18 protein-coding genes are annotated in these 21,335 nt (G+C 59.0%); 2 read left to right on the top strand and 16 right to left on the bottom strand.

Features of this window, described 5'->3' with window-relative positions:
- Positions 1 to 104 precede the first annotated feature (104 nt).
- A complete protein-coding gene (gene cspE / locus M8013_RS08425) occupies positions 105 to 317 on the top strand; it encodes a transcription antiterminator/RNA stability regulator CspE (RefSeq protein WP_271267340.1) in 213 nt (70 codons plus the stop codon).
- Between the two features lie 152 nt (positions 318 to 469).
- On the opposite strand, the gene M8013_RS08420 is transcribed toward cspE, so the two are convergent.
- The 15 genes from M8013_RS08420 to M8013_RS08350 all read right to left on the bottom strand — a co-directional run bounded on the left by M8013_RS08420 (position 470) and on the right by M8013_RS08350 (position 18,742).
- A complete protein-coding gene (locus M8013_RS08420; protein WP_271267339.1) occupies positions 470 to 904 on the bottom strand; it encodes an IrmA family protein in 435 nt (144 codons plus the stop codon).
- Between the two features lie 11 nt (positions 905 to 915).
- Complete coding sequence (locus M8013_RS08415) at positions 916 to 1,392, bottom strand: hypothetical protein (protein ID WP_271267338.1); 477 nt, start codon at positions 1,390 to 1,392, stop codon at positions 916 to 918.
- Between the two features lie 56 nt (positions 1,393 to 1,448).
- On the bottom strand, positions 1,449 to 1,931 hold the full coding sequence (locus M8013_RS08410) for a hypothetical protein (protein ID WP_271267337.1): 483 nt from the start codon (positions 1,929 to 1,931) through the stop codon (positions 1,449 to 1,451).
- Positions 1,932 to 1,941: 10 nt separating this feature from the next.
- A complete protein-coding gene (locus tag M8013_RS08405; RefSeq protein ID WP_271267336.1) occupies positions 1,942 to 2,649 on the bottom strand; it encodes a hypothetical protein in 708 nt (235 codons plus the stop codon).
- Between the two features lie 23 nt (positions 2,650 to 2,672).
- Positions 2,673 to 4,208, bottom strand: coding sequence for an SUMF1/EgtB/PvdO family nonheme iron enzyme (locus tag M8013_RS08400; protein WP_271267335.1), 1,536 nt, complete (start codon positions 4,206 to 4,208; stop codon positions 2,673 to 2,675).
- The gene (locus M8013_RS08395) at positions 4,198 to 5,379 is read right to left on the bottom strand and encodes an ABC transporter permease (protein WP_272501587.1); all 1,182 of its coding nucleotides are present in this window, start codon (positions 5,377 to 5,379) and stop codon (positions 4,198 to 4,200) included. The genes M8013_RS08400 and M8013_RS08395 overlap by 11 nt, the downstream gene beginning before the upstream one ends.
- 31 nt (positions 5,380 to 5,410) lie before the next feature.
- Positions 5,411 to 6,097 (bottom strand): ABC transporter ATP-binding protein, encoded by a 687-nt coding sequence (locus M8013_RS08390; RefSeq protein WP_271267333.1) that lies wholly within the window; start codon positions 6,095 to 6,097, stop codon positions 5,411 to 5,413.
- Positions 6,097 to 8,052 (bottom strand): vWA domain-containing protein, encoded by a 1,956-nt coding sequence (locus M8013_RS08385; protein ID WP_271267332.1) that lies wholly within the window; start codon positions 8,050 to 8,052, stop codon positions 6,097 to 6,099. Before M8013_RS08385 ends, M8013_RS08390 begins: the two co-directional genes overlap by 1 nt.
- 9 nt (positions 8,053 to 8,061) lie before the next feature.
- On the bottom strand, positions 8,062 to 9,024 hold the full coding sequence (locus M8013_RS08380; protein ID WP_271267331.1) for a hypothetical protein: 963 nt from the start codon (positions 9,022 to 9,024) through the stop codon (positions 8,062 to 8,064).
- Positions 9,025 to 9,030: 6 nt separating this feature from the next.
- Entirely contained in the window at positions 9,031 to 11,682 is a 2,652-nt protein-coding gene (locus tag M8013_RS08375) for a putative virulence factor (protein WP_271267330.1), read from the bottom strand.
- Positions 11,682 to 14,684, bottom strand: a complete 3,003-nt coding sequence (locus tag M8013_RS08370) for a virulence factor SrfB (protein WP_271267329.1) — start codon at positions 14,682 to 14,684, stop codon at positions 11,682 to 11,684. Before M8013_RS08370 ends, M8013_RS08375 begins: the two co-directional genes overlap by 1 nt.
- The gene (locus M8013_RS08365; RefSeq protein ID WP_271267428.1) at positions 14,684 to 16,105 is read right to left on the bottom strand and encodes an SrfA family protein; all 1,422 of its coding nucleotides are present in this window, start codon (positions 16,103 to 16,105) and stop codon (positions 14,684 to 14,686) included. Before M8013_RS08365 ends, M8013_RS08370 begins: the two co-directional genes overlap by 1 nt.
- Before the next feature lie 271 nt (positions 16,106 to 16,376).
- A complete protein-coding gene (locus M8013_RS08360; protein WP_271267328.1) occupies positions 16,377 to 17,540 on the bottom strand; it encodes a VWA domain-containing protein in 1,164 nt (387 codons plus the stop codon).
- Positions 17,541 to 17,772: 232 nt separating this feature from the next.
- Positions 17,773 to 18,543, bottom strand: a complete 771-nt coding sequence (locus M8013_RS08355) for a hypothetical protein (RefSeq protein WP_271267327.1) — start codon at positions 18,541 to 18,543, stop codon at positions 17,773 to 17,775.
- A 1-nt stretch (position 18,544) separates the two neighbouring features.
- The gene (locus tag M8013_RS08350; RefSeq protein ID WP_271267326.1) at positions 18,545 to 18,742 is read right to left on the bottom strand and encodes a hypothetical protein; all 198 of its coding nucleotides are present in this window, start codon (positions 18,740 to 18,742) and stop codon (positions 18,545 to 18,547) included.
- A gap of 122 nt (positions 18,743 to 18,864) precedes the next feature.
- Here M8013_RS08350 and M8013_RS08345 point away from each other — a divergent pair, with 122 nt between their 5' ends.
- Complete coding sequence (locus M8013_RS08345; RefSeq protein WP_271267325.1) at positions 18,865 to 19,659, top strand: AraC family transcriptional regulator; 795 nt, start codon at positions 18,865 to 18,867, stop codon at positions 19,657 to 19,659.
- Here M8013_RS08345 and leuA read toward each other — a convergent pair.
- Positions 19,611 to 21,287: a 2-isopropylmalate synthase gene (leuA, locus tag M8013_RS08340; protein WP_271267324.1), complete on the bottom strand. Its 1,677-nt coding sequence runs from the start codon at positions 21,285 to 21,287 to the stop codon at positions 19,611 to 19,613. The two genes, M8013_RS08345 and leuA, sit on opposite strands and share 49 nt — an antisense overlap.
- Positions 21,288 to 21,335: the final 48 nt, after the last annotated feature.

The following is a 21,335-nucleotide window of genomic DNA, read 5'->3' as shown; positions in this document are numbered from 1 at the left end:
CTCAGATACCCTTCTTCGTGAGCCTCCTCCTAAGTGCCAAATAAGCTACTCTAATACAGGCCATTATCGCCACACTGCGTGGCTCATCAATTAAGGAAGTATCTATGTCTAACAAAATGACTGGTTTAGTAAAATGGTTTAACGCAGATAAAGGTTTTGGCTTTATCACTCCTGACGACGGCAGCAAAGATGTATTCGTACACTTCTCTGCTATCCAGAGCGACAGCTTCAAAACGCTTGAAGAAGGCCAGAAAGTCTCCTTCACCATTGAAAATGGCGCGAAAGGCCCTTCAGCGGGCAACGTAACTCCGCTGTAAGCCGTGCCCACTATCAGCAATGTTTACAACAGCGATGACGGCAATGACCTGAGCAGATAAGCTAAGCTGATAAGAAAATAAACCCGCCCTGTGCGGGTTTTTTGTTGCCCGATTGACGCGCTGTTCTTCAGTGGCGGTTAGCCGAAGCGGGACTATCCCCGCTTGTCCTCTTGTGGGTTGATGAGCCTGAAGGGTTTGAAATCACGGATCTGCAGCTCACTTAAGGGCAACGCTGTTTTCTTCTGGCCTGAAACCTGCGTCAGAGAGGTGAAGCGAACCGTGAGGTCATCCTCGCAGACGGCTTCGTCTTCCAGATAGGTTGTCTGATAGCGGGTCGCTTCTGAATCGCCAAACGCATCGACGTTCAGCGTCTCGATGGCGACAACCACGCCCTGCGCATTCACCAGCTCTACGCCAATCTCCAGCGGGCCCACCTCTGTCATGCCGCTGTCCAGCATGAAGGTGGCGCTACAGATCCCCTGATTCGCCCATACGGTGTTTGAGTGCCAAATTTCCAGCGCGCTGACGGGAGCCACAAACAGCAGGCCAGCCAGCATCGAAACGGCTTTGAGTTGTTGCTTCATCATAGAACCTGTCATTAATCGGCATACCCGTAGGTGCCGTCGTCGCCGGTATCTGATTCCTGCACCAGGTTTTCTCCCCGATACGTCTGCGTCAGGAACCCGCCGTTGGTGCACTCTTTTTTCATCAGCAATTTCGCGTTTTTATAGACCTTCAGGCCGGTAAATTCCCAGCCTCTGCCGATGCCGCTGTACACCACATAGCTGTAAACGCCATTAATAAAGCGATAATAAGACGCCCCGCCCCCGGCGAAGGCCATCTGCCCGGAACGAACCTGGGTTTTATCCCCTTCAAATTTGGGCAGGGTCATTTCGACTTTATCAATCGAGCCGTAGTAGTAGGTTGGCACGTCGTTATTGAGACGCACAACCACCATTTTGTCATTGGATAAATCACAGTTGAAAAGCAGTTCAGGGTCAGGCGGGGCCGCGACGGCCTGGTTCATCAGCGTTGCCGTTGCCAGCAGGCTCAGGGCAATCAGGTTTTTTTGCATGGTGTGGTCCTGATAAGGGTAAACCTGCCGGGTGTGAACCCGGCAGGTCGTGCACGTTACTGGGTCGCCAGGGTGGCTTGCAGTTCGGTTAACTGGCCCTGCAGCTTTTGCAGCTCCATCTGTTTTTGCATTTCAGAGTCGCTCGGCCGGTTTTGTGCCTCTTTGATACTTTTTTCGAGGTCGGCGACCTGTTTTTGCGCACCGGCGCGTCCGGCGGTTTTCGTTTTAAGCTGTGCAACCAGCTTATTCAGCGAGTTTTGCAGCGCCTGTTGAGACTGACGTTTGCTGGCAACGCTGGCGTTGCTCTGCATTTTCTCTTTCTCAATGGCTTCGTTCACCGCTTTAAATTCGGCGTTCAGCACTTGCTCGTGCGCCAGCGTGCTCTGTTTGTCATCCACCCGCTTATCCCAGGTACCGGAATAGTTGCAGTTAAATTTGGTGACGATACTGACATCGCCCGTGGTCGGGTCACAGTCGCGTGCGTCGGTCGCACAGCCGCTTAACAGCAGGGCGCTAACGGCCAACAGTAAATAACGCATCCTTCTCTCCTTATCCCACTTTCAGCGCGGTACGCTGGGTGTACAGGCTATCAATCTCGCCCTGCAGGGAGCCGATCTTGTCATGCATCAGCGCAATTTTGCTGTCGAGATCCTTGGTGTCGCTGCCGGTTTTATCCATGCTTGCAGAGACGTCCTGCCACTGTTTTTCATGCTTTTTCATGTCGGTGATGGTGTTACGCAGATAGGCGATATTGGCATCCACCCCTTTGATCTGCTTCTGCACAGCGTCTTTTTTCGCCGTTTTTGCCGCCATCTCTTTTTCGATGCTGGCCAGCGTCTGTTTGTCGGATGCGATAACCGATTTGGCAACGTTAGTGGCGCTCTGAATACGGGCGTTCTCGCTTTCCACATCCTTGATCGCCGCGTTTAACTGCAGCTCTTTCGAGGCATATTTCTTACGCTGGTTATCCAGATAGGCGTTGGCACCCATCCCGACGCCGCAACCGGCTACCGCTGCCGCCGCCATACACACCGCTTTGTTGCTGGAGTTACTGACGGCACACGCCAGCGCACCCAGCGCCGCGCCGCCGGCGCAAGCCTGCCAGCCTGATTTGTTAAAGAACTCAACGTCCTGATTATTGGCCAGACGAGGATCTACGCCGCCGCCACTGCTGCTGCCACCCGTGCTTTGACAACCCGCCAGAATCACCATCAGACCTGCAACTGCTGCTGTGCGTAACGCTTTAAAAGTAACCATTAACTGCTATCTCCATGTCGAAATTAATTATTTTTTTTGCATGCCATCAGCCACGCATCGCGCGCGACTTTGCCATCTTTCCAGTAGCCCTGAAGGTTCATCCAGTAGGTATCCAGGTAGCCGTTCAGGTTTGTTTTTCCGCGGGCAGCCATCTGCTGCTGAACCACGGCGATCTGTGGGTCGATAAGCGGTTTGTTGTAGGTCGAGCCCATATCAACCAGCGTGTCAGCGTAGTAACTGGAGATAAATTCCAGCGCTTTCTGGTGCTGACCCAGCTGCTCCTGGCGGCGCGCGCAGTTGGCGTCCAGCTGGCTGTCGGCGGCGCAGGTTTTGCTGTAAAGCTGGTTCAGGCGGTCGAGGAACTCCCCGTCATCTTTCATTTTGGTGCAGAGGAATGCGCCCAGCTGCAGCGACGTGCGAATGGCCTGGTCGCGCTGCTCATCGCGCAGCTGGCCATTCGCGCGCAGCTCGCCGCGCAGTTTTTCCAGCTCCTTTTTAAGTCCGTCATCCTGCACTTTGGCAGAGATGGCATTCAGGTTTTGCAGTGAGTCCGGGGCCTTGCCTTGTGCGGCGGTTTTGGGTGCGCTGCCGAGGGCCTGCCACTCTTTCTCGATCTCTTTCACGCGATCGCGGGAGGTGAGGGTGGTGGAGACCATCACCAGGCGCACGCCGGTGGTTTTACTCACGTTCTCGCCGCTGTCGGAGTAGTAAGGTTCTTCGCCGCGCAGGGCGCTACGAATATCCCCCTGGGTGGTGACATAGCTGCCGCCGCGCACCACATAGCCGCCCGCTTTACCGTGCAGACGATCCAGCTTGTTGAGGCGGAAAGGTTCAAACATCATCTCTGCGGCGTTGCCCAGAATGTCATGCAGGCCGAGAGGGTTCGGTTTTAGCAGGCCGGTCAGCTGCAACTTGCCGTTGGAGGACTGCGCTCCGGCAAACCAGACATAGCCATTCAGCCCTTCCGGCATCGGGAAGTGCTGATCGCGAAACTCAGACGGCGATACCGCCAGCCCGCCGCGGGCGGCAAATTCCCACTCGGTTTCCGTCGGCAAACGCAGGAAGCCCGGCTGTCCGTCGTCTTTTGGCAGCGAGGCGAGTTTTTCTTTACGCAGCCACAGGTTGTACTGGTTGGCGAATGCCATCGCATCCATCCAGCCGATGTTCACTTTCGGCAGGCGGCCTTTCATGTCGGCTGTCGGGCACTCGCCAGAGAGGGCGCGGAACTGCACATCGCTCAGTTCGTATTTTGCTATCAGGTAGTAACGGCCTTTGTTCTTTGGATCCGGGAAGCTGCCGGCAATATGCTCCTGACGGGATTGCTCCACGTACCCCCACTCATCGCCCTCCTGGCCGAGAGTGATGTTGTAATCTTCCAACGGCTTGTTTTGCGGAATGGCGACCTTGCGAAACGCCATCGCGCCGTCGCACGGCATCGGCAGGATCACATCGTCCGCCAGCGGTTTCGGGTTCCAGAACTTCTCATCCCAGGTGGCCTGCACGGCGCAGGAGTAGCCCAGCCCAATCAGCGACAGGCCCAGTGCCAGTTTAAATTTCACGTAAACTCTCCGCAGGTTCGATCTTCAGGGCGCGTAATGCCCCGATAGCGGCAACGCTGAGTGCAACCACCAGCACGCACAGCAGCGCCGCCAAAAAATGAAGGGGTTCGAGGTGGCAGACAAACGCCTGGTCCGGCAGTGATACGCCCAGCACCCGGTTAAACAAGGTGCTGCCCAGCAGATAAAGCACCAGCCCGGCACTGAACGCCACCCCGGTCAGGAACAGCGCCTGGATAACAATAAACAGGGTCACGGCGCGACGGCGGAAACCGAGCAGCCGCAGTACCGCCATGTCCTTTCTTTTGCGATCGATATTGGCGATAAACGCGCCGATCAACGAGGCGATGCAGCCCGTCGCCGAGATCCAGGCGATCACCCCGAAGATAACCCCCAGTACGCGATCGATCGCCCGTACAGCCTCAATCTGTGCCGCCTGGGTGACCGCGTCGATGTGCTGCTCTTCCAGCCAGCGAGCCAGCGCCGGGACATCATCCAGCGTGCTGGCGTACAGGCGCGCGCGGGAGAAGCGTGTGCGCTCCCGGGGCGGTTTGCCCTCGCTAACCTGTAGCAGCGGCACCTGGTAGCCGTCGCGATAGTCCTCCAGTGCCACCAGCAGCGGCAGGGTGATAAAGGCTCCCGGGCGGGTAAAACGCGCGTCGTCCAGCACGCCGCTCACCGTCAGGGCGAAGGCCGCGCGTTGGTTTTGCCCCTCAACTTTGCGGTTGACCATCAGGCGGAATGACTCGCCGGGTTTGAGATCGAGTCGGCGGGCCGCGCTGGCGCTTAACACCACCTGATGATCCTGGCGAGGCACCGCAACGTCCGACAGCAGCGGATCGCCGGAGCCGGTGGGGATCACTTCCGCACCGGCAATAAAATGCTGACCATCGCGCACCAGATCCGCCTGGGTATTCAGCGAGCGGGTCAGGGGGATTGAAAAGCCCACTTCCGGGCGTTCCGCCAGCCGCTCCAGCCAGCTGAAATCGTAATTTCCGTTGCCGGTGATCCGCACTTCACGGGTACGGGGATCGTCCAGCAGTTGGTGGCGCAGCTGGCTGACGATGCCGTTTTTCAGCCCGAACAGCAGGAGCAGCGGGGCAATCACCGCAATCAGCGAAAAGATAATGCACAGGGCGACTTTGCGATCGTGGATCAGATCGCGTAGCGCCATGCGCCACAGCAGGCCGCGTTCAGGCGGCCTGTCAACCGGGCAGGAAGACACTTTTCCCCTCCTCAATGCTGGCGGTGTAACGTTTAAGGCCGAATTGATCCACGCGCTGCCAGTCATGGCTGACGACTATCGCCGTCATCTCCAGGCTGCGTACCATGTCGACGATCAGCGCAAACAGGCGGCTGGCGTTGTCGGGATCCAGCGCGGCGGTCGGTTCATCTGCCAGCAGCAGACGCGGTTGATGGGCGATGGCGCGGATAAACGCCACCCGCTGTCGTTCGCCAATGGAGAGCCGGGACGGCAGGCTCTTCAGCAGATGACGTACGCCCAGCGTATCGATGGCGGTCTCCAGCCAGGATGACTGAGTGGTCAGGCCCGCCAGCCGTCGCGCCAGGGTGATGTTTTCCATCACCGACAGCCACGGCAGCAGCCCACCATGTTGCAGCATAAAACCCAGCTCGCGGGCGCGGATCGCGGCCAGCGCAGGCTCGTCTTCGGCCAGCAGCGGGGCGGCAATGTCACGCTCGCCCAGCTGATAGGCACCGAGGCTGCCGGGGCGTAGGATCGCCCCGATCATCTCCAGCAGCGTGCTTTTGCCGCAGCCACTGGGGCCGGTCAGCGCCGCCACCTCGCCGGACCGGAGCGTAAGCCCCGGCAGCGAGACGTAGAAGCCCTGCGGCCCACCCCGGCGGATGTCCATATCGCGAATGTGAAGCATCAGGGCAGGTTCTCCAGCGGAACCGGGTAGACGTTATCCCGCGGGTCGCTGTCTGGTGCCAGCGCAACCCAGCGATCGGCATCTTCGTTGTAGCGCTGGTAGTAGTTGAGTTTGGTGTTCAGGCGGCGAATGAAACGCTCCTGCTCCAGCCCATCCCAGCTCTTCCAGGTCTCTTCATCGAGGCTCAATACTTCGCTCAGGTACGGCAGGCTTTCGATGTACTCGCCCAGCAGGCCCATTTCACCGAGGCGGGTCGCATTTTTGCCTTTTGCCTGGTTAGGATCGTTGCCCATGGTCGCCGCCAGCGATCGCAGGCTGGCGAACATGTCATCCGGCGAGATCATCCCTTCGTTGGCGGCGTTGACGATCTTCTTCATCACGTCGCTCAGATCGCTCAGCTCACTTTTGGTCAGTAGGACGCGGACGTCGGTCGCCGGGATGTTCTGATTCACCAGATCGCGATCGCTAATCCACGATTTAAAGACCGGCGGCGCTTGCGTGCCCTGCTTGTCACCGAGGTACGCCAGACGCATGGCCTTGCTCAGTTTCTCGGCATCGCTCAGCAGCGGATCGGCTTTCTTACCGGCATATTCCGGGCTGGCACCCAGGGCGCTGCCTGCCGTCTCTTCACCGCTCCAGGCGGTTTTGATCTGACCGGTAATGGCATTGGACAGGCTGTCTACGATGGTGCCGAAGCTGTTCACATCCCCGGAATCGATCGGGTAGTACAGCGGCTTATGCAGGAACGGATTCATCGTCAGCTCCTGATATTGCGCCGCCGCCGAAGCGTGGTTTTTCTTCCCGTCCGGTGTTTTCAGGTGCAGGGTGTACAGCGCGACGCCACGGTAGGCCGCTTCCTGGCGTACCTGCTCCGCACCCAGATGGGTTGCAGAGAGGCTGTCGGTGCCGTCGAGCGCGCCCGCGTCGGTGATCAGCACCACATAGCGCGCACCAAACTGCGTCCAGTCGACTTTATCCAGCGCGGTCATCACCCCGGCGTAGGCATCTTCATCCACTTTGCTACTGGAGACGGTCGCCTGCTTCAGGTCATGCACTTTGGCGAGGAAATCGTTGCCGTCTTTCACCGTGTTCGGATCGACATACATTTTGGCATCGTATTCCAGCCCGGGCACCGCCTTGACGCTGGAACGGTAGGCCACCAGGCCAAACTTCACTTTGTCCTGTAACTGCTCTTTTTCGATCCGTTTGTAGATTTTGTCGATCGCCTCTTTGGTGCGATCGATATACGGCCCCATCGAGATGGTCGAGTCGATCACGAACACCACCGACGCCGAGAAGCCCTTCATCATGTTCTTCTCGTCGGTGGATTTGGCTGGGGCACTGGCGCTGCCTTTCTCACTGACCGAGGCCACGTTCAGCACCCGCACCTGGAAACCGGTATCGGTAAAGACATCGTCAGAACCGAGTACCGGCAGCAGGTAGAAGTTTTTCAGCTGATCGACCATGTACTCCGGCTCACGGGCCAGCACCTGCGGCACCGGCTGGTTCTTATTCAGGCTGGCGATCATCGGCTCCAGCGCGGCGGCAGGTTTGGCGTTGTTCAGCAGCGACTCGACGTCGCTCTTCTCTTTGAAGAACAGCATCGGGTGGCGTCCGGCGGGGTTCGTAAAGGCCAGCGTGAGCTGCACTTTCCAGTCCACGGTGCACGAGGCCTTCATCCAGCCCGAGACGTGGCCGAAACTGTCCGGTCCGATCTGCAACCACTCGTCCTGGCCCTGTTTTTCGCGCTGGTAAACGTAAAAGCGGCTGAATGCAGGCTGCTCTTTGCCCGCTTCACCGGCTTTGGCGGCCAGCTGGCAGCCCGGATAGGTAAGCACCCGCTGGAACAGGGTCTGTTTACCTTCCTGTAGCAGCGGCTTTGTGTCCGCGGCGTGGGCAGGCAAACTTAATGCCGCCGCACACAGCAGGCCGCTGAATCCATGACTCTTTTTCATTACGTCGTCCTATTTTTTCAGCTCAGCTAAACGGGCTTTCGCCTCGGCGTTTTGCGGATCCTGATTCACCACCGCTTCGTACCAGTAGCTGGCTGTTTGCGGGTCAGGGCTGAAACATCCCTCCGCCTGGGCGGATTTCGGGTCATATTCCTGCGCGTAGCGCATCGCCATCTGGCTATCGCCGGACTGCGCCTTGTAGGCATACAGGCGTTGGGCGACATCACATTTTTTGTCGGCTTTCGCTTTGGCAATCACATCCAGCAGCTGGGCGCTGCTTGGCTGGCTGCGCAGACAACCTTTGACGAAATCCATGGCGTTGCCGCTGCTCATCTGGTCGTCACCGCATGGGCCGCTGATTTTGGCTACCGGGGCAGCAACAGGCGCGGGAGCAGGGGCGGGCGCGTCGGCCGCCGCAGGGGTACGCATAAACCACCATCCGGCGGCGGCAGCGGCCAGCAGCAGGGCGATCACCGCGAGGATAATGGCCAACGGCGCTTTGCGGCTTGCGGGGGCGGCTGGCACGTCAGCGACCGGGTCCGGTGCCGGGGCGTCCACCACCGGCTCAGGCTGGGCGGGCGGGGTGACATCCAGCGTCTGGCTGTTCTCTGCCAGTGGGTTTTCCCCTCCCGCCTGGGAGCTGAGCAGGCCGTCTGTGATGGCCAGAATGCCCACATCGCGGGTGGCGCTGTCTTTAATGGTGATGCGATACGCCGCCTGACGGTTGGCCAGCAGCGGGTCGATAAACGACGGGCCAACCTGCACGGCGGGCACTTCGTCAACGAGGCTCAGGGCGGGCAGGCCAAGGAACATTTCACCGCTCACCCAACCGCCGCGGCTGTCGAGGTACAGGCTGTCCTGGTTGCGCAGGATGGAGATCTCAACTCCCTCGGTACCGCCTTTCCAGCCCTTGAGCAGCAGGGTGGCGTAGCCAGGATTGACGGGGTTTAAGGGTTTTAATTCGGGTTTGATCACGTCCGGTTACTCCTGTGAACGCTGAATAAGGTTGAGGATGGCTCCCAGCTTTTCATTCTGCGCCACGCTAATTTCACGACCGGCTGAGTGCCCGGCGTTCTCGGTAATGAGGGCTTCCAGGCCGATCAGCCAGTCAAGAATGAAATAGCCGCTGTAGTTCAGCTGTTGCGGCGTAAGGCTGACCAGCCGCTCATCATCCTTCCACACCACGCTGTCGCACTGGGCCGGACGGGTGAAGATCGGTTGATCGGGCTGGTTCTGGCGGGTTGGACGCTTCTTCTCCGGCACGCTTTGATAGCCAAGCCAGGTCATAAAATCGCTCATGACGTGCAGAACGCGCGACACCTGACGATTCACCATCCAGTCGCGACGCACGCCCGCCTGGTCGGTGTTTTGCATCACCGCAACCAGCGCCTCTTCGGCACGCAGACGCAGCAGACCGGTGATCAGTTCATCGACCAGCTCTTCGGCGGTAGCGCGTGGCAGGCCAATGTAATTGAGCATCGCCGGGGTTTCCGGCAGGCCGCGCAGGTGGTTGATCCAGTGCTGAACGCTCTGGCGGGCAAAGGCGACTTCGTGGCTGTGGCTCTTGACGCTGGTGGCGCTGCTACCCTGGGTATCGTCGAGGCCGATATCAAACACATCTTCTTCTTCTGCCGCATCAGGCAGGCTCACCTGCTGCATGTACAGGGCGTGCAACGAACGGCGCGTCGGCACCAGGCGCGCCAGCAGTTCCCCGTGCATCCCGTTGCGTTTTTTCACCGCCGCCACAATCTCCTGGGCGATGCGGGCTTTCTTCGCCACTTCTTCGTCGCCATCCGGCTGATACCAGTTGCCCAGCCCGCCTTGCACCAGCTCGTGACGGCTCTCTTCGAGCTGTTCGGCGATGCGTTCCAGCTTGTTCTCCGGGCGTGCGACCTGGCTCAGGTAGCGCGCCATACGGTTCATGCCGCCATCATTGAGGCTCAGCATCGCGTCCCAGGCTTCTGCCGGCGAGGCGATGTAGCGGTTCACGGCGTCGTCTTCCACGAAGGTTTTACGCATCAGCGTCAGCTGATCGGCGTTGTCTTCGCTTAAGGCCACTTCGCTGCCGCTGCTCATCCGAATGAACGGCGTTGGCATACCGGGTTTACGCACCAGGAAAGTGTTGTTGAAGGTTTCGCCCTTCTTCCATTCACTCATCCAGCTGTATTTGCCGAATTTCTCCAGCATCGCCATTTTGATCATCCCGCCCTGTCCCCAGTACTGACGCAGCAGGGCTTCTTCGTGCCCCAGCGCGCCGGTGACGCGGTTATCGAACATGGTCAACGCCCAGACCAGCCCCGGCAGACGGCGTCCGCGCACGTCTGCATCGTCGCCCTGAGTGCGAGAGATCCACTCGTCCAGCGCATCGCCCACGTCAGACACGTCCGACTGCCTGGCGGAAGGGGTACAGAGCACCAGGACGTTCATCTCCTGGTTTTCGGTATAACGCTCAAACAGATAAGCCACTTTGCCGCGCAGGATCAGCTCTGCCAGACGGCTGCCGCCTTCGCTCTCGGCCGACTTGCCGTTGAACGTGTCGATAGACATGCGCCCGCGGTAGCCAGGGAAATCAAGCAGATCCACCTGATCGAACAGCGGCTCGGTGGTCGGTGCACTGAGCGGAACATGCAGTTCCGCCGTCAACACGGTCAGCTCGGCCAGCGAAATCGTGACAGGTGCCGCCAGCTGGCCATCCTGCAGCGGACAGACTTCAATGCGCGGATCGTCCGGCTGGTTGAGATGCTCCAGCATGTCCACGTTCATGATGCTGTTTTTCTGGATCAGCAGGCCGTTCTCTTCAACTACCAGCGTGCTTAACGGCGCGCGCACTTCCTGCACACTGCCCAGGCGTTGCAGAGTCTGGGCAAAATGCCCGTAGGCGCGGGTCAGCTCCGGCACTTCTCCCCACAGCACCGAGAACAGCTGGGCGCGATCGTCAGTGGTCAGCCACGGGGCGAGGTTTACCGCCTGCGGCCAGTAGTGCAGGGCGAAGCGGCTTTGGGTTTTTTCCGCATGGCGGACGAGGTAGTCCCAGAAGGAGACCACGTCGTCTTCCGTGACGCCCGGCACGCGCGTCGGGCGGCGGCGTTTTTCCAGCGTCGCCAGCAGGTCGCCAATCCGTCCTTCGTCATAATTCCAGTCGAACTTCTCCTGGTTGAAGTCATGCACGAAGGCGTTGGCGAGGATTTTGGCCATCTCGACTTCGCTGAACAGCTGCAGTCTGACCGGCCAGTTTTGGTCGTCGTCATGCTTCAGGCGGCTGAAGCGGGTCACCAGACCGGTGGCCTCTTTCCCGCCGCCTGGCGGGTTGATGTGGGTCAGAAAATCGAGCTGACGCCCGCCGAGCACCGTGCCCAGCTTGCCGTTTTCACCGGCGGCCAGCGCCGAAATCAGGTACGACTTGCCCGCCTGCGACAAGCCAAAGAAGCCGATGGTCATCGGGCGTGCAGCCGCCTGCGCCAGTCGGCGGGCTTTGTTACGGCTGCGGCGCAGGTTCAGCGTCAGTCGGTCGGCTTCGGTGTTCAGACGCGGGGCGTCCTGGCGAACGGCGCTAATCCAGTCAATCGCCTGGCCGGCACCTTGCTCAACGCCCTGCCAGCCCTGAATGATATTTGCAGAATTATGGGTACTCATTAGCTTTTGATACTCCCGCTATCCAGCCAGTAGTGCGTCTCGCTGAGACCGTTACCGACCATAGTGTTCAACTGGAATGCCACGTCTTTGCGGTTGTAGTTGCGACGGGCATGGTCCATCTCGAGGGATTCAATGCGGAACTTCTCGGGACTGACCGCCTCGACGCCGTTGCGCGGACGCCCCTGCTCGGCGGTGAGCTCGATGCGCATCATGGCGTCTCCGGCCAGCTCGCTCGCGAGGTTAGGGTTGGCGATTTTCAGCGTGTAAAGGGAAGAGGCTGGCCAGCGCTCGTTATTCAGCTGACGGAAACCAATGCGCACTTCGCCACGCGCTTCAAAGCTTTGCCCCTGCGGCAGCTGGAACGCCTGCGCGTCCAGGTCAACATCGCGATAGAAGACGTTGCTGTCTTTGATCAGGTTGTTGCCATCCAGCATCCCGAGGTAGCGGATGGTGGAGTAAGGCACAAAGTTCTGGGTGCGGAAGAAGAAGCTGCTCAGCCGCGAGTTCTCTGCCAGCAGGTACAGCATCGCCCCAACCGAAGCGGTGGATTTTGGGTCGTCGATACAGCCTTTTTTGTTGAACGGATACCAGCCGCCGGTCTCATAACCATGCAGCGGCAGCACGCGCGATGGCGGCACCGGCTGGAGCTGGCGGATCAGCGCCTGGATCCCCGGCAGACGCGACGGACGGCCGGTCAGCAACAGCACGTCGCAGTTGTAGTGCCACAGCACTTCGCACAGCGCGCGCAGGCTGTGGCAGATGTTCATGCGGCCGCTGCGTGGGTTGATGAATTCGTTGTGCAGGTTGGCCAGATCGATCTCCAGCGGCACATCGAGAATCGAGAATGGCGCTTCGCTGGATACCTGCCCCATGCGCACCACGTCATTCACGTAGTCCTGCACTTTTTGCGTCGGCAGGTTTTCGGTCAGCAGGTCACGGAAGGTGAAGTTGAGCTGCTCGCGGCCGGTCTCCGGTGCGTAGTTTTCATAGCGATGCAGGATCGCCAGCGCCAGTGGGGCGAAGATCTGCAAGGTCAGCTGCTGACGCAGAACTTGCTTGCCGGCCTCGATGGATTCGCTGCCAAACAGCTGCGACATCATCGATTCTGCTGACATATCGCTATGGCCGACCTTCACGATCGCCGCTTTCACTGCCGGTTGCAGGTACAGACGAATCACATCCAGCAGGATGTCGTCTCCTGCCACTTTAAAGCCTTCACGGAACAGCTGTTTCGGCGTGATACGCACGTTGATCCCTTCGCCGTCATCCAGCGTATAGCGCGAGATCACCAGGTCGGTGGTGCCGCCGCCAATATCAATGGAGGCCACCTTCAGGCTGCGAGGCGCGTTGGCCGCAGGCTGGTTGTCCGGGCGACGGGTTGCAGCAAAGAACTCATCGGTACGGCCGCCGAAGTAGGTCTGGGTTTCGTTGTACAGATAGACCAGCTGTCCGCAGGTGGCTTCGTCCCATTTGACGTGCACGCCAGGTCGCGGGTATTTCAGCTGTTCGGTCTCTTCGCTGTCGTCGTCCATCTCTTCCCAGCCCAGCGCTTTCCACACCAGACGGATGGCATCCAGCATGCATTGCTCAAAGATGGCGCGCTCAGGTTTTGGCATCGCCGGTGGCACGGTCATGATGACATTGCGCAAGCGGCGCGGCGTGCTGGCGTGGTTCATCTTCAGGCGCTGTGCCGGGCTGTTGATCTGCATCAGCGCCTGGCTCAGGACTTCCGACAGCATCATGGTCATCAGCGAGCTGCGGCTGTAAACCGGGGAGAAGACCGGCATCCGCTCATCTTCCGGCAGGCGAATCAGCAGCTTGCCCTGGTCGTTTAGCATGTACAGCATCGGGGCGGCGGTGGCGAGCGGCTCGCGATCGGATTTGACGAATGCCTGGCTGAAACGCCAGCCGGGTGAGTAAGGCTGGTCGTCCCACAGATAGCGTTTCGGGCTGGAGATCCCGGTCGAGCCTTCGGTCCCCAGGCGTTGTGCCGCCATGCGGAAGGCCTCATCACCCACACGGCCAATGGTCGGCCAGGTGAAGGCGTCGCTGCGTCCGCTTTTCAGCGAGAAGTCCTGCTTACCAAACTCGGCCTGCGCAAACTCGAGGCGGCTGTCGAAGGGTTCGTTATAGACGTTCTGCGGCTGGCTTAAGTCACGAAGTTGCAGCTGGTAAAGCTGTGACAGACCTTTGTTGTCATCCCGGTGCTCTTCAATCAGGATCCCGCAACTGCGGGAGTTGCCGATATCCAGCACCAGATCAACCGGAATGGCCGAGTCGCGGATCTTCACGTCGTTGACCTGCACTTCCGGGATGCCCACGGTGGTATCGAGGATATTCAGCAGGTTGAGGTAGTGCGCCTGGTGCTCTTTTTGCAGCAGTTTTTCATCGATGTCTTCCGCATGCTGGCGCAGCACGTCGCGCGCCTGGATGCTGAACACTTCGCGCAACCACTCGTCTACCCACGGGAGGGTCAGGAAATCGCCCATCTCGTGCGGGTGCAGGGCCAGCGCAAAACCGGCACCCGAGCGTACGTCATCTTCGCTGGGGGCCAGATATTGCGTGTTATCGCGATCCGGGAAAATTTTGGTATCGAAGATCAGGATCGCGCGCCAGGTGTTCCCTTTTTCGTCGGGTTCAGCCAGCTCGTGGAACTGCACGCGCGCCCAGTTGGTGGGCCCGTGTGCAAACGCACGCGGCGGGTTAAAGCGGAAGAACGGCAGCGGTAGCCACAGCCCTTGATAAAGGCGCAGTGACTCTTCCGTGGTCAGGGAGTAATCCGATTCGGCAAAACGCGGCGCGGCATTATCGGCCGCCGGGATCTGCAGCTTATCTTCGCGTTCGTTATAGACCAGGCGCAGGATGGCGCCATCGCCGGTCTGGCGCAAAAAATCACCGTATTCTTTACGGGCAGGCAGCGTAAACGCGAAATCCAGGAACTGGATGCCGCTGTCACGAATAAGTTTGACCTGCTTTTTAAAATCAGTAAGTTCAGCGAGCATTACTTACTTGCCTCCTGCTTCATCGAAATAGGGAAAAGGGTGTTGGCGTCGTAACGGCCCTTACAATCCGCAATGTTCTGCGCGCCGGGTGCACACTGAACGTCAGGCATTTGATAGACCGAGCCATCGGAACATTGGGCTTCACCCTGGTTATTGATCGCCAGATTGCCGGACTGAATGGCCGCATTGACCGCGCCGCGACAGGTCACCCCATCGCCACGCACCATCTGTACTTCGCCTTTGCCGTCGTTGATCTGATAGTTCAGGCTCAGCGGCTTACCGGTACGCTGATCCTGAATGCCCGCGCCAGCGTGCCAGCGTCCGTTTAAGAAATCGGTGTTTCCCTGCGCCAGCGCATCGGTGGGGATAGTCAACGGCGCTTTCACGCCCGGCGGGCTGTTGCCGGGGGTGACATCCGGTGGCGTCTGGCCCGCGGCGGCGTCCGGGGTAGGGGGTTGAGCTGCGCTTTCCGGGGCGGCCGGATCAACCGGTGGTGCGTTCTCTGCCGGGGATTCATCCGGCAGGGCGGGCGCAGCCGGTGCTTCACCGTTGACTGGCGTCTCGTCATTGGCAGGCAGTTCGCCAGTGGCAGGCAACGTTGCTGACGGCAGCGATGCGTCCGGCAGGTTCGCGCCATTGCCGCTGCCGTTCAGTAACAGACCGCTGTCAGCGCCACCGGTTGCGGTAGGCAGGCCGGTGTTGACCGTTGGCACCTTCAGATGTGCGTCCGGCAAGCCCGGCAGCGTGGCCGAGAAGCCCGGGATAGAAAGACCCGGAACACAGCTGCGCAGCAGCAGCATGATCAGCAGAGCCAGCAGCAGCAAGGGGAGCAGCCAGCGCAGCCAGCCAGGCAACGTCCACCACCAGCCCCGGCGCGTGACCCGGCGTTCAGTGAGGGTTTCTGCAACCACGGGAGCGGCCGCTGCTGCCATCGCAGGGGCGAGCGGAACGGGCGGGCGCAGGCAATCGAGCGGGTCGATACGGGACGGATGGCGGGCATTAACGAAGCCCCAGAAGCTGATGACCGGTTTACCGCCCACCAGCCAGACATGGTTCTGGTCGGGGAATTGCAGGGCTTTCTCCAGCAGCTGGCCGAAGAGGCGTTGTTCCGGGCTGGAATGCTGGCTGTATTCAGCGCCGAGCTGGCGTAACACGTCGTGGCTGTTATCCAGTTGACTCAGCGCGGCCTGGCGCTCGCTCTCGGTGGCGGCCGACCACGGGATAACATCACCGGCGGCGGGGGCGTACCAGTCGATGCGATCGCCCTGTTCATTGACCTGCGGAATGGCCAGCGTATCGGCAACCGCGCTCTGTTTTCTCAGGCGCAGTGTTTCGCGAAGTTGCAGTGCGGAAATATGAACTGCCTGACCGTTCTCACCCATTGACTGATATTTGTCGAGCCTGTCACTGCACAGGAACATCTCTTTCACGTTGGCCTACCCTTACTGGTAATTATTCGGGTTAACTCTGCTTTATTGATATGTACAGCATCCTCGACGGCGTCAAATCGCAAGCGAGATGAATCACCTTCCGGGAAGGATAAAAAAATGAGCAGAAACATTATCGGCAGGTGACAGTAAACGTTTAGCCATAAATTAAATTTTGGCGGCAGTGGCTGTTACCTGAACGAAAAACGCATGTGATTTCTCACTGTAACTATGTCGGCATTAATCTGGCACGGCGAGTGATGTATTAGTCGCAGCCCTCGGGTATATATTCTTTAATTGCTTTGTTCATCATTTCATTAAATTCATGGGTATTGTTGACGGCATAAACCGACCCCCCCGTCTGGCTGGCAATACAGTTTCCGGCACCGGTATTCATAATGTCGACCACGTTAACCTGCAGGCGGGGTTTGCTCTGCTTGAGCTGGCGCGCGACCTCGCACGGGTCGCCGCCGCAGGTCTCTTCCCCGTCGGTAATCAGCACGATAATCGCATCACGATCCACGCCATCGACCTGCTTGCCCGCCTTCTCCAGCGCTTCTGCCAGCGCGGTTTTGCCTACCGGTTGAATCTTATCGATGGCGTGTTTAAGGTCGTTGCGCTGATCAAAGGAAAAGGCTGGCGTAACATCGACTTGCTGGCAGGTTGCCGCCGACACCAGGCTGATATCGATGTCTTTTGGCACCTCGTCGATCACCTGTTTTGCCGAGCGGTGCGCCAGGCTAATGCGCCGGGGTTCGCGATCAAAATTCTTCACCGGCTTATCCTGCATCAGACGGCGCAGCTCGTCCGGCGTAATGTCCATGCTGATGGACATCGAGCCCGAGGCATCAAAAATTAACACCATTTCAGGGGCTTGCTGTTTGGTCCGGTTTATCGGGCAGACCTGTTTTACCGGCAACGGCGCTGGCGCAGGCTGGACCGGCTGCTCTGCCGTGGGCATGCAGCCACGCAGCAACAGAAAAGCCAGCAGCACCAGCAATGCCAGCAGCAGCAACCACCACCATCGTCGCCCCGGAGGGGCTACCGGCGTTGCGGGCACGGCCGGGCTTTCGCTCCAGGCGGTGATGACCGGCTGGCCATCAACCACCCAGACGCCGCGCTCATCGGGCTGACGACTGGCGAGCGATAACACCTGCAAAACGTCGGCAGGCGCAGAATTATTTATCGAGAGTTTTAGATAAAGCTGTTCAATGACGATGAGTTTTTGCTGTAACAAGGCTCGCGCCTGTTCTTTTTCCGTAGGCGGTAACGCGGTCAGGGAAACCGGTTGACCGTTAATATCGCTGTACCACTCAATCGCCCCGTCCGAGGCCAGGTGAGGCCGGGCAAACAGATTTTTATAGCCAGCAGGGAGATGCTGATCAACAAGGGAAATAAAGGCAGGGTAGAGATTGATATAATTTTGCACAGCAATGCTGTGCTCAACGGTCCTTGTTATTCTTATCATCGGAATCGCTGCGCCATCTGCATTACATCCACAGATATAAAATATAAAAATGAAAATACAATTTTTTATTATATGAATATATGCAGCCAGAGATAACTACTAAAGTTAATAGGAAGCGGGGGCTAAAGAACGATTTCGCCACCGCTTGATATCCACCGTTGTTACCTCGGCTGAGGATGGGTCCAGGCCAGGGTCAAACCCCGTCGTTCTGGCGCTGCTCCAGCGCCAGCGCGCTGGCACTGGCAGGATCGAAGAGCGACAGGCTCTCAATCTGATCCAGCATAATCACCTTGCGAAAGGCCATCGCGCTGCGCGGCTCGGAATCGAGCGTGATGTCATGTTCGGCGTACCATTTGCTGTAATTATGCTCGATGCGCAGGTCCATCTTCTCCCCGTCACGATAACCGCTGAGCATCGGGATCAGCACGATATTGGCGGTCTTTTCGTATTCCAGGGTTGCGGTATGGATCATGCCGATATAAATCCGCCGCGACTTTAACGTCACCAGCGCCAGCTCGCCTTCCTCCATGCACTGATACAGCAGCTGTTCGATACCGTTCGATTGCGACAGGCGCTTGTAGAGCTTTTTGCGGCCTTCACCGTCGAGCCTGGCGCTGCCCGCCCAGTTCGATCGATAGAGACAAAACAAAATGGCAAAGGCCAGCATCACCACCACCGGCGCCTGGATGCCGAGAAAGCTCCAGTTCATAAAGTCTATTTGCCAGTCGACGTAGTTCTGCGCGGTCAGGTGGAAGGCATTGCTGGTGGCAGACGCGGCAAGCAGCAGCAGCCACAGTAGCCCGGTGGCGATCACCCCCTGCAGGACGAAGATACAGCCGTACAGCGCAACCAGAAAATAGACATCCCAACCGAAGGAGCGCTTGATCTTAAAACGGGTGGACAGGTCGCGGCTGGTGTACCAGTAGCCACACACCATCAGCACCATAAATATCGCTGTGCCCATCTCAGGCCCTCTTCAGCGCATTAACGTGACGCAGAAAATCCTGCCGCACCTCATGACTTTTAAAGTTGACCGAGGCATTACCGTCCTGATCGATGATGATTCGGTCCCCGTCTTCTACGGCCTCGATGATTTCCTGATGACTCATTACCTGCAGCAAGGACTCCGGGCTGGAGAACATGGACATAAAAAAACGACGCATTGCGTGGCATCCTGATAAAGAGAAAGGATAAGCCTGGTCGATGCTTTAAGACGTTGCCTTAAGGTAATGCTGAAAACGCGCATCGCTATGCTATGGTCATCGTTTTGCTCACGGCGTAATCAATGTCTGCTCATCAGCAATTCAGCTTTGCCACCCGTCCTCTGGTGCCCTTCGCCCATGATTATCCGCATGGCGCAACGGAGCCGTGGCACAGCCACACCTGCGCCCAGCTGCTGCACACCTTAAGCGGAGTGGTGCGCGTGGAGACAACGCAGGGGGTGTGGATTGTTCCGCCGGGCCGGGGTGTCTGGCTGCCTGCCGGAACGCAGCACCGTCTGTTGATCACCGGCAATGTCGCTGCCCGGACGCTGTTTATCGATCCCTTTGCCCGCGCGGATTTGCCGTCGGTGTGCCAGGTGGTGCAAATCTCCACCCTGCTGTGCGAGCTGATTATCGCCTCGCTTGAACTGCCGGAAGCGTATCCGGCGGGCAGCCGGGCGGAGCGTATTTATGAGCTGATCCTCGATGAGATCAGGGGGATCAGCGTGCTGCCGTTTAATCTTCCGGAACCCCAGGCACCGGCTCTACTGGCGCTGTGCCGCCAGATCCAGGCCCAGCCGGGAGAGAAGTGGACCACCGCGCTGGCGGCTCAGACGTTAAACATCAGCGAGCGCACCCTGCTGCGCCACTTTCGCCAGCAGACCGGGCTGGTGTTCAGTGAATGGCTGCGCCGGGCGCGGCTGATGGAGGCGCTGAATCGCCTGGCGCAGGGACAGTCGGTGCTCAGGGTGGCGCTGGACTTGGGCTATGACAGCCACAGTGCCTTCAGCGCCATGTTCCGCCGCACGCTGGGGGTGGCGCCGAGCGATTACTTCCAGCCCGCGTCGCCATCCGGTAAGGCGTTTAACAGTGCCTGAAGCGACGCGCGCGACACATCGTTATCAATCCCCGTTCCCCAGCGACTCACCCCTTGTTTAAAGCTGCAGCGGATATAGGCCGCCGAGCGGCTTTCGCTGCACCTGCCGAGGGTATGCTCATGATAATCCTCAATAGCCAGCGTCATCTTAAAGCGGGAGGCGATCGCCGCCGCCGCCGCCGAAAGCAGGCCGTTGCCTGTCCCTTGCAGGGTGACAATCCCTTCGGCGGTCTGAACGCGGGCCGACAGCTGCAGCTCGCCGTCTGGCTGGCTTTCGCTGCGATAGTCCAGCAGCTGGCGCGGGGCGAGGGGATACGGGCCATACAGATCGCGGAACAGTTGCCACAGCGCGCTCAGGGTCATCTCGTTGCCTTCGCGGTCGGTCTGCGCCTGGACGTGGCGGCTAAAGTCCTGCTGCAGCGCCCGGGGCAGCACCAGGCCATGATTTTGCTCGAGCATCCATGCCGCACCGCTTTTACCCGACTGGCTGTTCACGCGGATCACCGCCTCATAGCTGCAGCCGATATCCTCCGGGTCGACCGGCAGATAGGGCATTTCCCATCGCGGAGAATCGGTCTGTTCGCGGGCGTGAAAACCTTTCTTGATCGCGTCCTGATGTGAACCTGAAAAGGCGGTAAACGCCAGCTTACCGGCGTACGGATGGCGCGGATGCACCGGCAGCTGATTGCACTGCTCCACCAACTCCACCACCTGCTTCATATCGCTGAAATCGAGCTCCGGTGCGATCCCCTGGCTGTAGAGGTTCATCGCCAGCGTCACCAGACAGACGTTGCCGGTGCGCTCTCCGTTGCCAAACAGACACCCTTCTACCCGGTCAGCACCGGCAAGCAGGGCCAGTTCGGCGCTGGCGACGCCGCAGCCGCGATCGTTATGCGGGTGAACGCTGATGCAGACGTCATGACGGCGGGTAAAGTGACGACAAAAATACTCAATCTGATCGGCATACACGTTGGGGGTGTTGACCTCAACGGTGGCGGGCAGGTTGATGATCATCGGCCGCGCCGCAGAGGGTTGCCAGACATCTGCCACCGCCTCACAGATTTGCAGGGCAAATTCCGGCTCGGTAAAGCAAAAGGTCTCCGGCGAGTATTCGTAATTCCAGCGGGTGTTGGGGTTCGCTTCGCACAGGGTGCGGATCTGACGGGTGGCGCTGACCGCCAGCTGAACGATCTCCTCCTTGCTCTGGCGAAACACCAGCTTGCGGAACAGCGGGGCGGTGGCGTTATACAGATGCACGGTGGCATTTTTTGCCCCGTCGAGAGCGGCAAAAGTGCGTTCGATCAGATCGCTGCGGGCCTGGGTCAGCACCTGAATGGTGACGTCATCCGGGATGCGCTGCTCTTCGATCAGCTGGCGCACAAACTGAAAGTCCGTCTCCGAGGCCGAGGGAAACGCCACCTCGATCTCTTTAAACCCGCAGGCGAGCAGTTGCTCCCAGAAGCGCAGCTTACGCGGGATATCCATCGGTTCGGCCAGCGCCTGGTTGCCATCGCGCAGGTCGGTCGACAGCCAGCGCGGGGCGCGGGTCAGGGTTTTATCCGGCCACTGGCGATCGGGCAACGGAAGGGGAGCATAAGCAGCGTATTTTTGTGCGGGATTGGGCAGCATGTCGGTTCTCCAGGATGTGTTGAGGTTTTATCCTGGCGAAGAATGCGG

It is taken from the genome of Silvania confinis (assembly GCF_025564085.1).
In the GTDB taxonomy this organism is placed as follows: domain Bacteria; phylum Pseudomonadota; class Gammaproteobacteria; order Enterobacterales; family Enterobacteriaceae; genus Enterobacter; species Enterobacter confinis.
Note: the sequence above shows the minus strand (reverse complement) of the source record. Positions and strands in the feature narration are given on the sequence as shown.